Origin of the sequence: Thiobacillus sp. (assembly GCF_030696885.1) — a bacterium.
In the GTDB taxonomy this organism is placed as follows: Bacteria; Pseudomonadota; Gammaproteobacteria; order Burkholderiales; family Thiobacillaceae; genus Thiobacillus.
On record NZ_JAUYRI010000009.1, the window covers coordinates 87,703 to 102,038 of the forward strand.

A 14,336-nucleotide genomic window follows, 5' to 3' on the forward strand; every position below is an offset into this window, starting at 1 on the left:
ACGATTTTTTGCGAGGCAAGACAGATGGATCTCATTTTGTGGCGACACGCCGAAGCGGAAGACGGCATGCCCGATCTCGAACGCGAGCTGACCGACAAGGGCCGCAAGCAGGCTTCGCGCATGGCCGACTGGCTCAACCCGCGCTTGCCGCCGGATATCCGCGTGCTGGTGAGCCCCGCCACGCGCACCCTGCAAACGGCACAGGCGCTGGGACGCTACTACGACCAGGTTCCGGCACTGGCGCCGGGGGCCAGCGCCGCCGACCTGCTGGCCGCCGCAGGCTGGCCGGAGGCGCCCTATCCGGTGCTGATCATTGGCCATCAGCCCACGCTGGGGCAGGCAGCGATGCGCCTGCTGGCCGGACAGGCGGGCGACCTGACGGTAAAAAAAGGCGGCATCTGGTGGTTTCAGGGCCGCGAGCGGGCCGGGCAGATGCAGGTGGTATTGCGCGCTGTGGCCGCGCCTGACTGGTTATAATCGCCATGTGAACAAACAGCCCATCCAGCATCAGGCGACCCCGCAGACCCCGGCCCCGCAGACGAGGTGCTTTCCGTGCCGGGTTGGCTGAGCAGTCTGCGCGAATTGATCGCTGAAGCGAGTCCCCTGCGCCGCTTCACGTTCACCCTGCTGGTGCTGTTGCCGCTGGCCGCACTGGCCGCGGCGTATCTGTGGTTTACCCCGCCTGTCTACCGCGTGTTGTACACGCAGCTGTCCGATCGTTCCGGCGGCGAAGTCATCGCAGCGCTCGAGCAACTCGACATTCCCTATCGCCTGTCTGCCGCCGACGGCAGCATCGAAGTGCCGGCCGATCGCCTGCATGCCGCACGCTATCGTCTGGCTGCGCAGGGTCTGCCCAAATCCGATGCCGATGCGCAGGACGAAGCCGAGCGTGCGCCGCGCTTTGGCGCGTCGTCGCTGCAGGAGCAGCAGCGTTTTCAGCGCGCGCTCGAAACCGATCTCGCACGTTCGATCCAGACCCTGGAAGCGGTCGAACTGGCGCGCGTGCACCTCGCGTTGCCCAAGGTGTCGCCTTTCCTGCGCGATGCGCCGCCCGCCACTGCCGCGGTGCTGGTGCGGCTGCGTCCGGGAGCGCAACTGCAGGCGGAGCAGGTGACGACGATCCAGACCCTGGTGGCGGCCAGCGTGCCGCGCATGAAGCGTAGCGAAGTGCAGGTGCTCGGTCCGCACGGCATGGTGCTGGCCGACGCTGCGCCCGAGCCGGTGCAATCGCAGCGGCTGGCGCTGGAGCAGGATCTGGTGCGGCGCGTGCTCGCGGTGCTGACGCCCTGGTTGGGCGAGGACCGCGTCAGTGTGCAGGTCACCGCCACGCTGGACGACAGCGAAACCCGGCAGACCGTGGAGCGGGTGCAAAACGTCGTGGTGGCGGGGGCGGCGCATCCGCTGGAAAAAAGCGTGCGCACCACGCGCGAGCCGGAAGGCCGCATCCAGCGTATCCAGGCCATCGTGATTCTGGGCTACGACGCCAGCGCGGAGGAGTTGCAGCGCGCCGGGCAACTGGCGCAGCAGGCGCTGGGCCTGGAGCCGGCGCGCGGCGACAGCGTCAACGTTTATGCCTTGCCGGCGGCTGCGCCGTCCGCTGCCGCAGAGGACGTGGCGCCGGCCGAGGTGTTGGAGAACGCACCGCCGGCGGCCTCGGCACCGGTCTCGGTTCCGCGTATGTCGCCGGCGAGCCCGTCGGCGTCTGCACGGGCCTGGAAGACCTTGCCGCCGTGGACGCTGGCGGCCGTTTCAGCCCTGCTGGCGCTGATGATCATGATGATCTGGCGCCGCCGCCGTCCGCCGCTCGAGGTCCCCGCGGTGGAGGCGGATTTCGACGCCGAACTCGATGCCACCCGCAATCAGGTGCTGGCCAATCCGCGCGTGACGGCGGATGTGGTCCGGCTGTGGATGCGCGCATGAGCCAGGCCGGCATCGAAAAATCCGCCGCGCTGCTGCTCGCCTTGGGCGAGGAGGCGACGGCCGCGGTGTTTCGCTACCTGAGCCCGCTCGAGGTGAGCCGGCTCGGCAGCGCGATGCGCGAACTCGACGTGCTGCCGCGGGATCGCGTGCGTGCGATCCTGCGCGACTACGCCAGTGAAGCGGCCGAGCAGACCGGCTTTGCCACCGACACCGGACGCTTTCTCGACGAGGCCTTGAAGCAGGCCTTCCGCCCCGAACACCTGCAGGCACTGCAGCAGCGCCTGGGCGCAAACAGTACGCAGGCGCTGGAAAAACTGGCCTGGCGCGAGCCGGCCGAAATCGCTGGTCTGCTGGAAGCGCAGCCGCCGCAGCTGATCGCCGTGGTGATGACCCAGCTGCCGCGCGATGTCGCCGCGGCCGTGCTGGAATTGCTGCCCGGCGAGACGCGTGCGGATGCCTTGATGAGCCTGGCGCACAGCGAAGCGCCCAGTTCCGAGATGCTGCGCGAACTGGACGATTGGCTGATCAGCCTCGACGCGTCCGCGTCGCCGCAGGGTGAGGCGGCGGTCGCCGGCCTGTTGGGGCAGATGAGCGAAGGCAGCGCGGCGGCTGCGCTGAGCCAGCTCGATCACAACGATGCGGAGCTGGCCGCGCGCCTGCGCGTGCGCCAGCTCGCGTTCGAGGATCTGGCGCGTCTGCCCGAGGCGAGCCGCAAGGCCTTCCTGCGCCATGTCGGCGCGCGTACCCTGCTGCATGCGTTGAAGGGCAGCGACGGGCAGGTGCTCGACGCGCTGGCGGCGGTGATGAGCCCGACGGCGGCGCAGCGTATGCGCGTGGATCTTGATACGCTGGGCGTGGTGCCGGTCACCGTGATCCAGGCGGCGCAGGATGAAGCCGGCGCAAGCCTGCGGCGACTGGCGGCGGAAGGCGCGATTTTGTATCCCGAAGAAGTGGAGGCGGCATGAGTATGCAAGACGACCCCTCTGCCAATGACACCACGGCATTCGAGCAGTGGGAGGTGGTGGAACTGGCGGCGTCCGCCGAGGCGCCGTCGCCGGCTGCCGACCTCGAAGCCGAACTGGCGCGCCTGCGCCAGGCCGCGCGCGACGCAGGCTATGCCGAAGGCCTGGCTGCCGGCCGGCAGGAGGGGGAGCAGGCCTGTGGCCGCATGAAGCAGCTGGCCGAAAGTTTCGACAGCACGCTCGACAACCTCGATTTCCGCCTTGCCGACATGCTGCTGCAACTCGCGCTCGACGTGGCGCGTCAGGTGGTGGCGGGCGAACTCGCCGCGCGTCCTGAACGCGTGCTCGACGTCGTCAACCTGGCCCTGAAGGAAATGGCCGAGTCCAGCCGCGAAGCGCGCCTGCTGCTGCATCCGGATGACGCCATGCTGGTGCGCCCGCACCTCGACCAGGTGCTGGACAAGACCCGTCTGCGCATTGTGGAAGACGTGCGCATGGTGCGCGGCGGCTGCCTGATCGAGACCCCGCAGGGCGAGCTCGATGCCACCCTGCCGGCACGCTGGCGCCAGGTGGTGCAGGTGCTCGGCTCTAACCAGAACTGGATCGAATGAGCGAGCGTATCGTCCGCCTGCGCGAATACCTGGCCAACTGCCGGCGGGCGGTGAACTGGGCGACGCCGATCACAGTCACCGGACGCCTGACGCGGGTGTCCGGCCTGGTGATGGAAGCGGTGGGGGTGCGCCTTCCGGTGGGCAGCCAATGTCATATCCAGGTACCCGGCGGGCAGAGCATCGAGGCCGAGGTGGCGGGATTCTCGGGCGAGCGCCTGTTCATCATGCCGGCCACCGACACCTATGGCGTGATGCCGGGCGCGCGCGTGGTTCCGGACAATCCGATGGTGGCGCAGCCGCCGCGCCTGGGAACGCGCTATGTGCCGCGTCGCCGTGCGCACGACCGCGTGCGCCATGTGCCGGTGGGCGAGCGGCTGCTGGGACGCGTGCTCGATGGCGCCGGGCGACCGCTCGATGGCCTCGGTCCGTTGTCGCTGGAACGCCGGGTGCCGCTGTATAGCCGCCCGATCAATCCGCTGGAGCGCGCGCCGATCCGGCAGACGCTGGATGTCGGCGTGCGCGCGATCAACGGCCTGTTGACGGTGGGACGCGGCCAGCGGCTCGGCCTGTTCGCCGGCAGCGGCGTGGGAAAAAGCGTGCTGCTCGGCATGATGGCGCGCTATACCGAAGCCGACGTGGTGGTGGTGGGCCTGATCGGCGAACGCGGCCGTGAGGTCAAGGAATTCATCGACCAGATTCTGGGTGTTGAAGGCATGGCACGCGCGGTGGTGGTGGCCGCGCCCGCCGACCATCCGCCGCTGATGCGCCTGAACGGCGCGGCGTATGCGATGTCGATTGCCGAATATTTTCGCGACCAGGGCAAGCACGTGCTCTTGATCATGGATTCGCTGACCCGCTACGCGATGGCACAGCGCGAGGTGGCACTGGCGATCGGCGAGCCGCCGGCCACCAAGGGTTATCCGCCGTCGGTGTTCGCCAAGCTGCCGCAGCTGGCTGAACGCGCCGGCAACGGACGCAGTGGCAGCGGTTCGGTCACCGCATTTTTCACCGTGCTGATGGAAGGCGACGACCAGCAGGACCCGATTGCCGACGCGGCGCGCGCGATTCTCGACGGCCACATCGTGCTCACCCGCGACCTCGCCGATGCGGGCCATTACCCGGCGATCGACATCGAGGCCTCAATCAGCCGGGCACAGCCCGACCTGCTGTCCGAGGATGCGCTGGAGCGTACCCGCCGCTTCAAGTATCTCTACTCGCGCTACATGCGCAGCCGCGATCTGCTTGCCGTCGGCGCCTACGTGCCGGGCGCCGACGTGGTACTGGACGAGGGCGTGCGGCTCTACCCGAGGATGCAGGGCTACCTGATGCAGGGCATGCGCGAGCGCGCAACGCTGGAATCGTCGCGCGCGGGACTCGATGAGGTGCTCGGATGAAAACCTTTGCGCTGGCGCGCGTGCTGCAGCTGGCCGAACGGCGCAGCGAAACGCTGTCGCGTTCGGTCAAGCTCGCGCACGGCATCTGGCTGCGCGCACGCGGCCGTCAGGTGCAGCTGATCGCGCTGCGCGATGCGCGCATCGCGCAGCTGGCCGGCGAACTGCGCGCGGGGGTGACGGCCGCGCGGCTGCAGGAGACGAATCGTCTGCAGCAGGTGCAGGCGGCCGAAATGCGGGCGGCGCAGGCCGACATCGATGCCGCCCACCAAGCCTGGCAGGCGCGACTGGCCGAATGGATGCAGGTCGAGCAACGGGTGAAGGCGCTGCGCCTGCTGGAGCAGCGCCACCTGGCCCACCTGGCCGTGCAGCAGCGGCGCACCGAGCAGCGCGAGCACGATGAACTGGTGGAGTTGATGCATCGCCGCGAAGCGGGTACGCGGGAGGCCTGGGATGCTGCTTGAACTGACGCCGGCGGAAACCGCTTTCCTGACGACGCCGGTCGTCGTTTTCGACGTCTTCCCGCAGCGCTTGACCCGCCGCCTCGCCGCGACGCTGACCGCGCGGCTGCACCTGCCGGTGCGCGCGCTGCCACTGCCGGCTGTCGCACCGTCGGCCGCGCCGGACGTGCCGGTCTGGCAGCCGGATGCTGCGCTTGCCACGCTGTGGCTGACGCGCCGGCTCGGCGGCTGGCGCGTCTCGGGCGCTTCGCCCTTCGTGCCGGCCGCGCTGATGCGCACGCTGGACGCGGTGCTGGCCGAAAGCTGGCTCGACGAACCCGTACCGGATCCGCTGCCGTCTTCGCTCGCATGGCAACTCGGCACCGATCTCGCGCAGGCGACACTGGCCCTGAGCTTGCCGCCGCAGCCCGCCGCACTGACGCGCTGGGCGCGCGGCGTGATCCGCCATGGATAAGCACACGAACCGGACCCTAGCGACCATGACACCTCCCCTCATTGCGGCCGTCGCGCTGCTGCTGACCCCCGCTGTGGCGCAGGCCGCGCCGCCTGACATGGCCGGCGGACTGTTCACCGTGCTGCTCAGCCTGGCGCTGATCCTCGGCGGCTTTGTCGCGGTGGCCTGGTTCGCGCGCCGCTACCTGCCCGGCATGGGCGCGCAGGGCGTGGTGAAAGTGGTGGGCACGACGGCGGTGGGGCCGCGCGAGCGCGTGGTGGTGGTCGAGGTCGACGACACCTGGGTGATGCTGGGCGTGGGCGGCGGCAATGTGCGGCTGCTGCACACGCTGCCGAAACCGGCCGCGGGCACGCGATCCCTGACGGAGCGCGCGGAATGAGGCGAATCCTGATGCTGATGGCGCTGGGCCTGAGCCTGCCCGCGCTCGGCGCCGACGCGAACGTGCCGCTGTTGTCGGTGACGCCCGGCGCCGGCGGGCAGGTGATCGGCGTGCCCGGCGCGAGCCTGCCCTGGCTGCTGCTGTTTCCGTTTCTGCCGGCCTTGCTGCTGGCGTTCACCGCCTTTACCCGCATTGCGGTGGTGCTGTTCCTGCTGCGCCAGGGACTGGGCAGCCACACTGCGCCGCCCAATCTGGTGCTGATGGGGCTGGCGGTGCTGCTGACGATTTTCGTGATGTCGCCCGCGCTGAAAGTCATCGATGCCGAGGCTTATCAACCTTACCTGGCGGGCTCGCTTTCGTTCAACGAAGCGGCCGAGAAAGCGTCGTCGCCGCTGAAGGATTTCATGCTGCGGCAGACCCGCGCCGAGGATCTCGACCTCTTCATCGGCGACGACAAGACCATCGATCCGCGCCAGGTCGACACGGTGCCGCTGGCCGCGCTGGCACCGGCCTTCCTCACCAGCGAGCTGAAGACGGCCTTCCAGATCGGCTTCATGGTGGTGCTGCCGTTTCTGGTAATCGATTTGGTGGTGGCCGCGGTGCTGACCGCGCTCGGCATGATCATGCTGCCGCCGCAACTGGTGTCGCTGCCGCTGAAACTGCTGCTCTTCGTCACGGTTGACGGCTGGTATCTGCTGGTCGGCTCGCTGCTCGGGAGCTTTTAATGGAGGGCCTGGCCCGCGACGCCCTCTGGCTGACGCTGATGATTGCGGCGCCCGTGCTGCTGGCAGGCCTGCTGGTGGCATTTGCGGTCAGCCTGTTCCAGGCCGCCACGCGGATCCACGAACCCACGCTGGCTTTCGTGCCCAAGCTGCTGATCATGGCGATCGTGCTGGTGGTGCTGGGCAGCTGGATGGGCGGCCAGCTGGTCGAGTTTGCGCGCACCCTGCTCACCGATTTTCCCGGCTTGATCGAATGAGATGCCGTTGACCGAAGCGGGCGTCTCGGTCTGGCTGTTTGCGTTTGCGCGCGTTGCCGGCTGGATTGTGTTCGATCCGCTGGCGGGCCGGTTACCGCTGATGCTGCGGCTGTTCATCGCCGCGGTGCTGGCCGCGGTGTTGGCGCCGGGCGTGGCGGCCGGCGAACTCGCGCCGTTTTCCCTGCCGGGCCTGCTGGCGCTGGCGCTGGCTTTCCTGTGGGGGGCGGCGCTGGCGCTGTGTGTGTGGCTGGTGTTCGCCGCGGTGAGCGCCGCGCTGGTGTGGACCGGCCACACCGCCACCGGCGGCCTCTTGATGCTGACGGCCGAGCAGGCGGGGCCGGCCGACGCCGCCTGGCGTGCGCTGGCTGGCTGGCTGGCAGCGCTGGCCTTCCTGGCGGCGAGCGGCCATCTGATGGTGGTTAGCGCTCTGCGCGACAGCTTTGCGGTAATGCCGGTCGCCAGCCTGCCGGCCGCGGCCGATCTGCGCCAGCTGGCCGAAGCCGCCGGCTGGCTGTTTGCGGTCGGCATGCAACTGGCGCTGCCGCTGGTGGCGCTGGCGCTGCTGATCCAGTTGGCGCTGGGCATCGTGGCGCGCACCACGCCGGGGCTGGACATGTTTTCGGTCGGGCTGGGGCTGGCCGCGCTGGGGCTGATGGCGGCCTGGGTGTGGGCGGTGCCGCTGGTCACGCAGGCCATGGGCCTGGGCATCGGGCAACTGGGCGGCTGGCTGGCCACGCTCGTCGCAAGATGACGCCGGCCTCGGCCAGATGCATTAGAATGTCGCGATTTAATGCAATCGCGCCGACCAAGCGGCGCGGTACTGAAATTACAGCGGCGGAAACAACAAGATGGCAGAGATGAACATGCTCCGAGGCAGCCTGGTTGCCATCGTCACCCCGATGTCCGACGATGGCGCGCTCGATATCGGGTCGCTGCAGAAGCTGATCGACTGGCACATCGCGGAGGGGACCGACGGCATCGTCGTCGTCGGCACCACGGGCGAATCGCCCACCGTGAATTTTGACGAACACTGTCAGCTGATCCGGGTTGCGGTCGAGCGGGCCGCCGGCCGGGTGCCGGTGATCGCGGGGACCGGGGCGAACTCCACCCGCGAAGCCATCGAGCTCACCGCATGCGCGAAGTCCGCCGGTGCGCAGGCCGGCCTCTCGGTGGTGCCGTACTACAACAAGCCGACGCAGGAAGGTCTGTTCCAGCATTACAAGAAAATCGCCGAGGCGGTCGACCTGCCGCTGATCCTGTACAACGTACCGGGACGCACGGTGGCCGATCTGTCGAACGACACGGCGCTGCGCCTGGCGCAGGTGCCCGGCATCGTCGGTATCAAGGACGCCACCGGCAACATGGAACGCGCGGCCGATCTGGTACGTCGCGCGCCGAAGGATTTTCTGCTGTATACCGGCGACGACGCCTCGGCCATGCCTTTCATGCTGCTAGGTGGTCATGGCGTGATTTCGGTCACCGCCAACGTGGCGCCGAAAATGATGCACGAGATGTGTGTGGCGGCGTTCGAGGGGAACCTCGCGCGTGCGCGCGAACTCAACAATGCGTTGCTGCCGCTGCACAGCAGGCTGTTTGTTGAAGCCAACCCGATTCCGGTCAAGTGGGCGTGCGCCGAACTGGGTCTGATCCCGTCCGGTCTGCGCCTGCCGATGACCCCGCTGTCTGCCGGATTGCATGACACCGTTCGTGACGCCTTGCGTCACGCCCAATTGATCTAGCGTGACGCGATGCGTCATGCCGGTTTGAGTAGCCTTACGTTTTAGGACACCTTATGCGTTTATTGCCCCTGTTTTTGATGATCGCGCTGACGGCTTCGGGCTGCGGCATCATCGAGTCCAAAAAAATCGACTACAAATCGGCCGGCAAGCTGCCGACACTGGAAGTGCCACCCGACCTCACCGCGCCGACCGGTGACAACCGCTATGCCGTGCCCGACACGCAGGGCAGCGGCTCCGCCACGCTGTCGACCTACAGCCAGGAGCGCAAGGTTGCGCCTGCCGGGACGCAGACGCTGCTGCCGGCGCAGGACACGGCGCGCATCGAACGCGCCGGCAGCCAGCGCTGGCTGGTGGTGCAGGCGACGCCGCAGCAGGTGTGGCCGGTGATCAAGGACTTCTGGCAGGAGACCGGCTTCATCGTCAACCTCGAGTCGCCCGAAACCGGCGTGATCGAAACCGACTGGGCCGAGAACCGCGCCAAGATCCCGCAGGACATCATCCGCCGCACCATCGGCAGAGTGATCGACGGTATGTACTCGACCGCCGAGCGCGACAAGTTCCGCACCCGTATCGAAAGCAGCGGCACCGGCACCGAAATCTACGTCAGCCACCGCGGCATGATGGAAGTCTACGATTCCGCGAACAAGGACCGTACCGTGTGGCAGCCGCGCCCGGCCGATCCCGAACTCGAGGCGGAAATGCTGCGCCGCCTGATGCTGCGCTTTGGCGTCGAGGAAAACCGCGCGCAGACGCTGATGGCCCGGCAGCAGACGCCGGAAATGGCGCGCGTGCTCAGCGAAGGCGGCGCGACGATACTGGAAATGGACGAGAACTTCGACCGCGCCTGGCGCCGTGTTGGCCTCGCGCTCGACCGTGTCGGCTTTGCGGTGGAAGATCGCGACCGTTCCAAGGGTGTCTATTTCGTGCGCTATATCGATCCCGAGATCGACAACGACAGCAAGCGTGACGAAGGCATCCTGGCCAAGTTCGCGTTCTGGCGCAGCAAGAAGGAGCAGGCCTCGCCGCAATTGCAGATCGTGGTCAACGACGCCGGCGAGAAAAGCCGTGTCAGCGTCAGCGGTGCCGACGGCAAGCCGGTCGATCCCAGCACGCGGACCCGCATCATCAACCTGCTGCACAAAGAGCTGAAGTGATGCGGGAATCCGCCTGATGCGGTTTGCGTGCCTGGGCAGCGGCAGCGAGGGCAACGGCCTGGTGGTCGAGGCCGGCGCCACCCGGGTATTGATGGACTGCGGCTTTGGCCTCGCCGACAGCGTGGCGCGGCTGAGCCGCCTCAGGCTGCAGCCCGCCGACCTGGCCGGCATCGTGGTGACCCACGAGCACAGCGATCATATCGGTGGGGTGGGGCGGCTGGCGCGCAGGCACAAGTTGCCGGTGTGGCTTACCGCGGGCACGCTGGCCATGGCGCAGGACCTCGATGGCGTGGCGGTGCAGGTGATCGACAGCCATGCCGCCTTCGCGGTGGACGGGATGGAAATCCAGCCCTATCCAGTGCCGCACGATGCGCGCGAACCGGTGCAGTATGTCTTCGGCGACGGCAACCGCCGGCTGGGCGTGCTGACCGACACCGGCTGCAGCACGCCGCACATCGAGGCCATGCTGGCCGGCGTCGATGCGCTGGTGCTGGAATGCAATCACGATGCGACGATGCTGGAAAACGGACCGTATCCCACGAGCCTCAAGCGGCGCGTCGGCGGCCGCTTCGGCCATCTGGAAAATGGCCAGTCGGCAGCCTTGCTGGATACGTTGAAGCACGAAAAATTACAATACGTGATGGCCGCACACGTCTCCAGAAAGAACAACACGTCCGCGCTGGCGCAGCGCGCGCTGGCGCAGGTGCTGGGCTGTGCGGACGACGACGTGCGAGTGGCCTGTCAGACGACGGGATTTGATTGGATAAGGCTTTGACGACTTTTGCTGAACTCGGGCTTGCCCCCGACATCCTGCGTGCCCTCGACGACATGGGCTACGCGACCCCGACGCCGATCCAGGAACAGGTGATTCCGCTGGCGCTGCAGGGCGGCGACATTCTCGGCGCGGCGCAGACCGGCACCGGCAAGACGGCGGCGTTCGCGCTGCCGCTGATCCAGCGCCTGCTGCCGTTTGCCAACACCGGCACCTCGCCGGCCAAACATCCGATTCGCGCGCTGATCCTCACCCCGACCCGCGAGCTTGCGATCCAGGTCGAGGAGAGCATCAAGTCCTACACCCGGCATGTGCCCGTGCGTTCGCTGGTGGTGTACGGCGGGGTCAACATCAACACCCAGATCCCGATCCTGAAAACCGGTATCGAGATCCTGGTGGCGACGCCCGGCCGCCTGCTCGACCACGTGCAGAACAAGACGCTGATGCTGAATCAGGTCAACACGCTGGTGCTCGACGAGGCCGATCGCATGCTCGACATGGGCTTCATGCCCGACCTCAAGCGCATCGTCGCGCTGCTGCCGACGCAGCGGGTGAACATGATGTTCTCGGCCACCTTCCCGGAAGAAATCCGCAAGCTGGCCGACAGCATCCTCAACACCCCGACCTTCATCGAAGTCGCGCGCAACGAGACCGCGGTGACGGTGACCCAGGTGGTGCACCCGGTGCATCACGAGCGCAAGCGACAGCTGCTGGCGCACCTGATCAAGAGCCGCGAACTGAGCCAGGTGCTGGTGTTCACCGGAACCAAACTGGGTTGCAACCGGCTTGCCAACGAACTCAACAAGGTCGGCATTCACGCCGATGCGATCCACGGCGACAAGACGCAGCAGGAACGCATCAAGGCGCTCGACGCCTTCAAGGCCGGCAGCATCCGCGTGCTGGTCGCCACCGACGTTGCCGCGCGCGGCCTCGACATCGAGGCCTTGCCCTTCGTCGTCAACTACGACCTGCCGCACAACGCCGAGGACTACGTGCACCGCATCGGCCGCACCGGCCGCGCCGGCGCTTTCGGCGAGGCGATCTCGCTGGTGAGCGAATCGGAGACGCGCTACCTCAAGGACATCGAGCGGCTCATCGGCAACGCCATCGAGCCGACCATCGTGCCCGGTTTCGAGCCAGGCGCGGCCGACGTGCCGGCGTATCAATCGCGCCCACCGCGCCATGAGCGCCCATCGGAGCGTCATGCGGAGCGCGCGCCGGAGCGGCATACCGAGCGCCAGCCGGAGCGTCAGGCCGAACGTCCTGAACGCGCGGCGCCGCGTCCGCGCCCGGCTGCGGCGTCGCGCGACGCGCTGTTCGATGCACCCTATGTGCCGGGCGAAGCGACGACAAACGCCAGCGCACCCGCACGGCCGCGCCCGACGCAGAAGAAACCCGTGGCGGCGCTGTTCCGCAGCCCGGTCAAGCCGGACGCCGCCGGGCAGTGAGCTGGGAAGTCCTGCTGCTGGGCCTCTTTGGTGCCGGCGCCTGGTACTGGTATGCCGGCATGCAGGCGCGCGAACAGGCGGTGGCAGTCAGCCGCCGCGCCTGCACCGACGCCGCCGTGCAGCTCCTCGATGACAGCGTCTCTCTGCGGCGGATCCGGCTGGCGCGCGACGGCAGCGGTCAGCTCAGGTTTCAGCGCGATTACCGCTTCGAATTTTCCGACAACGGCGACAATCGCCGTCCCGGCGTGGTCCGCATGCTGGGCGAGCGCGCCGAGTGGGTGAGCCTGGATGGATCGTGGCATGCCGGTCTAGCCGCCACGGTGACGCGGCTGCACGACTGAATCCGGATTGAACCCGCAGCGTGCGCTGCGGGTGAGGTTTATTCCTGTTCGATTTCCAGAATCGCCAGACTGATCTGCAGGCCGAGATTGGCGTCGAATTCTTCCCAGTTTTTGTAGGCCTTGAGCTTTTCGGCGAGCACCGGCTTCATCTCGAAGTCGCTTTTGCCTTCGTCGTACATGCGGCGCACTTCTTTCAACAAAATGTCGAAATACGCCTTCTGGTCGGCGATGAAAGTGCGGTTGCTGCTGGTCTTTCCATGGCCGGGCACGTAGAGCTTGGCATTGAGGTCGTACGCGCGCTGGGTGGCCTTGATCACGCCCTTGAAGGTGCCGTCGCGCAGGTTCATCGATTGGCGGTTGAGCACGTTGTCGCCGGTGAAGAGGGTGCTGTCCTCGACGATCTCGATCATCAGGTCGGTCTTGCTGTGCGCGTCGTCTGAGGAATGGATGCGGAAGGTCTTGCCGCCGATCTTGAATTGCTGGCCGTCGGCCGCTTCGACCGTCGGGATCACTGCGCGGGTGCCATCGGTGTAGCCCTTCGTCAGGTTCGACATCAGGTCGAGCCAGAATTTGTCGGCGCCTTCCTTTGCCTGTTTGATCATGTCGGGGTGAGCGATCAGGGTGGCGTTCGGCCACGCTTCGAGCACTGCCTGATTGCCAAGCCAGTGGTCGCCGTGCACATGGGTGATGAAGACGTGGGTGACCGGTTTCTGGGTGGTTTTCTTCAGCTGCGCCACCACCATGCGGCCGGCCTGCACGCTCGAACCCGGGTCGATCAGCACCACGCCGTCGGCGGTGACGATCCAGGCCGGATTGTTCATGAAGCTCTGGTTCTCCACCGACGGGACGCCCTGCGGGCCGTGGATCACGTAGGTATCGGCGTGGATTTTTTGCGGCGGGTGAGGGCGCACGACGTCATTGGGGCCGGCGCTGGCGAGGGTGGAAAAGGCGAGGGCGGCGAAGAGCGGTATCAGGTGCATGGCGTTTCCTTACAGGGTCGATGTGGCGGCAGAAACACCCTACCACCACTTCTCGAAAATGATGCGGTTCATCGGCACGCCGAGGTCATGCAGCAGCGTGCTCATGTCCTCGACCATGCCCTTGGGGCCGCACAGGTAGTACAGCGTATCGTCCGGCACGTCGAGCGCGTGCAGCTTGACCGGGTCGATGCGGCCGGTGAGGCCGTGCCAGCACGGATCGGGCTGGGTGACCGTGATGCTGACGTGCAGGTTTTCGTGGTTGCGGACGGCGGCATCGAGTTCGTCGCGGAACAGGATTTCGCGGCTGTCCGATACGCTGTAGACCAGATGCGCCTGCGTCGGCAGGCCGGCGTCGCGCACGTGGCGGAAGATGGACAGCAGCGGGGTGATACCGACGCCGCCGCCGATCAGCACCACGTTGTCGCTCATTTCCGGCAGATAGACGAACGGCCCCTGGCCCTGGCTCACGCGCACGCGGTCGCCGACCGCGGCATGCTCATGGGCCCAGCGCGCCACCGGATGACGCGCGCTGGCCTTGATTGCGAGTTCGATTTCGCCGGGATGGATCGGCGAGGTGGTGATCGAGTAGCCGGCCGTCTGTGTCGCGCCATCGATCTCGATGCTGAGGTCCACCCATTGCCCCGGCAAAAAGCGGAAGGCGGGGTCGGGAATGGCGAGACGCAGGGCGCGAATGCTGGGCGTGGCGGCGGTGATGGCCGTGACGTTCGCGTCGAAGATATGCAAG

18 protein-coding genes are annotated in these 14,336 nt (G+C 67.3%); 16 read left to right on the forward strand and 2 right to left on the reverse strand.

From position 1 onward, the window contains the following. Positions 1-24: 24 nt before the first annotated feature. The 16 genes from Q8R61_RS04180 to Q8R61_RS04255 all read left to right on the forward strand — a co-directional run bounded on the left by Q8R61_RS04180 (position 25) and on the right by Q8R61_RS04255 (position 12,611). A complete protein-coding gene (locus Q8R61_RS04180) occupies positions 25-477 on the forward strand; it encodes a histidine phosphatase family protein (RefSeq protein WP_305534525.1) in 453 nt (150 codons plus the stop codon). Between the two features lie 75 nt (positions 478-552). Beyond that, positions 553-1,920: a flagellar basal-body MS-ring/collar protein FliF gene (fliF, locus tag Q8R61_RS04185; protein WP_305534527.1), complete on the forward strand. Its 1,368-nt coding sequence runs from the start codon at positions 553-555 to the stop codon at positions 1,918-1,920. Next, positions 1,917-2,885 (forward strand): flagellar motor switch protein FliG, encoded by a 969-nt coding sequence (locus Q8R61_RS04190; protein WP_305534529.1) that lies wholly within the window; start codon positions 1,917-1,919, stop codon positions 2,883-2,885. The genes fliF and Q8R61_RS04190 overlap by 4 nt, the downstream gene beginning before the upstream one ends. After that, positions 2,882-3,493 carry a flagellar assembly protein FliH gene (locus Q8R61_RS04195; protein WP_305534531.1) on the forward strand — a complete coding sequence of 204 codons (612 nt, stop codon included), beginning with the start codon at positions 2,882-2,884 and terminating at the stop codon, positions 3,491-3,493. Before Q8R61_RS04190 ends, Q8R61_RS04195 begins: the two co-directional genes overlap by 4 nt. After that, a complete protein-coding gene (gene fliI, locus Q8R61_RS04200) occupies positions 3,490-4,887 on the forward strand; it encodes a flagellar protein export ATPase FliI (RefSeq protein ID WP_305534533.1) in 1,398 nt (465 codons plus the stop codon). Before Q8R61_RS04195 ends, fliI begins: the two co-directional genes overlap by 4 nt. Next, positions 4,884-5,348 carry a flagellar export protein FliJ gene (locus Q8R61_RS04205; protein WP_305534535.1) on the forward strand — a complete coding sequence of 155 codons (465 nt, stop codon included), beginning with the start codon at positions 4,884-4,886 and terminating at the stop codon, positions 5,346-5,348. Before fliI ends, Q8R61_RS04205 begins: the two co-directional genes overlap by 4 nt. Further along, entirely contained in the window at positions 5,338-5,799 is a 462-nt protein-coding gene (locus Q8R61_RS04210; RefSeq protein ID WP_305534537.1) for a hypothetical protein, read from the forward strand. The genes Q8R61_RS04205 and Q8R61_RS04210 overlap by 11 nt, the downstream gene beginning before the upstream one ends. Before the next feature lie 25 nt (positions 5,800-5,824). Beyond that, complete coding sequence (fliO, locus tag Q8R61_RS04215) at positions 5,825-6,178, forward strand: flagellar biosynthetic protein FliO (RefSeq protein WP_305534539.1); 354 nt, start codon at positions 5,825-5,827, stop codon at positions 6,176-6,178. Continuing rightward, positions 6,175-6,903, forward strand: a complete 729-nt coding sequence (gene fliP / locus Q8R61_RS04220) for a flagellar type III secretion system pore protein FliP (protein ID WP_305534541.1) — start codon at positions 6,175-6,177, stop codon at positions 6,901-6,903. The genes fliO and fliP overlap by 4 nt, the downstream gene beginning before the upstream one ends. Beyond that, entirely contained in the window at positions 6,903-7,157 is a 255-nt protein-coding gene (locus tag Q8R61_RS04225) for a flagellar biosynthetic protein FliQ (protein ID WP_305534543.1), read from the forward strand. Before fliP ends, Q8R61_RS04225 begins: the two co-directional genes overlap by 1 nt. A gap of 1 nt (position 7,158) precedes the next feature. Then, entirely contained in the window at positions 7,159-7,908 is a 750-nt protein-coding gene (locus Q8R61_RS04230; protein WP_305534545.1) for a flagellar biosynthetic protein FliR, read from the forward strand. Positions 7,909-8,020: 112 nt separating this feature from the next. After that, positions 8,021-8,896 carry a 4-hydroxy-tetrahydrodipicolinate synthase gene (gene dapA / locus Q8R61_RS04235; protein ID WP_305534715.1) on the forward strand — a complete coding sequence of 292 codons (876 nt, stop codon included), beginning with the start codon at positions 8,021-8,023 and terminating at the stop codon, positions 8,894-8,896. Positions 8,897-8,949: 53 nt separating this feature from the next. Beyond that, entirely contained in the window at positions 8,950-10,050 is a 1,101-nt protein-coding gene (bamC, locus tag Q8R61_RS04240) for an outer membrane protein assembly factor BamC (RefSeq protein WP_305534547.1), read from the forward strand. Positions 10,051-10,066: 16 nt separating this feature from the next. After that, entirely contained in the window at positions 10,067-10,825 is a 759-nt protein-coding gene (locus Q8R61_RS04245; protein ID WP_305534549.1) for an MBL fold metallo-hydrolase, read from the forward strand. Then, positions 10,822-12,270, forward strand: a complete 1,449-nt coding sequence (locus Q8R61_RS04250) for a DEAD/DEAH box helicase (RefSeq protein WP_305534550.1) — start codon at positions 10,822-10,824, stop codon at positions 12,268-12,270. The genes Q8R61_RS04245 and Q8R61_RS04250 overlap by 4 nt, the downstream gene beginning before the upstream one ends. After that, positions 12,267-12,611 carry a DUF3301 domain-containing protein gene (locus Q8R61_RS04255; protein ID WP_305534552.1) on the forward strand — a complete coding sequence of 115 codons (345 nt, stop codon included), beginning with the start codon at positions 12,267-12,269 and terminating at the stop codon, positions 12,609-12,611. The genes Q8R61_RS04250 and Q8R61_RS04255 overlap by 4 nt, the downstream gene beginning before the upstream one ends. 38 nt (positions 12,612-12,649) lie before the next feature. Here Q8R61_RS04255 and Q8R61_RS04260 read toward each other — a convergent pair whose 3' ends face one another. Both Q8R61_RS04260 and Q8R61_RS04265 read right to left on the reverse strand, forming a co-directional pair. Continuing rightward, a complete protein-coding gene (locus tag Q8R61_RS04260) occupies positions 12,650-13,591 on the reverse strand; it encodes an MBL fold metallo-hydrolase (RefSeq protein WP_305534554.1) in 942 nt (313 codons plus the stop codon). Between the two features lie 39 nt (positions 13,592-13,630). Then, positions 13,631-14,335: a ferredoxin--NADP reductase gene (locus Q8R61_RS04265; RefSeq protein ID WP_305534556.1), complete on the reverse strand. Its 705-nt coding sequence runs from the start codon at positions 14,333-14,335 to the stop codon at positions 13,631-13,633. Between the last annotated feature and the right edge of the window lies 1 nt (position 14,336).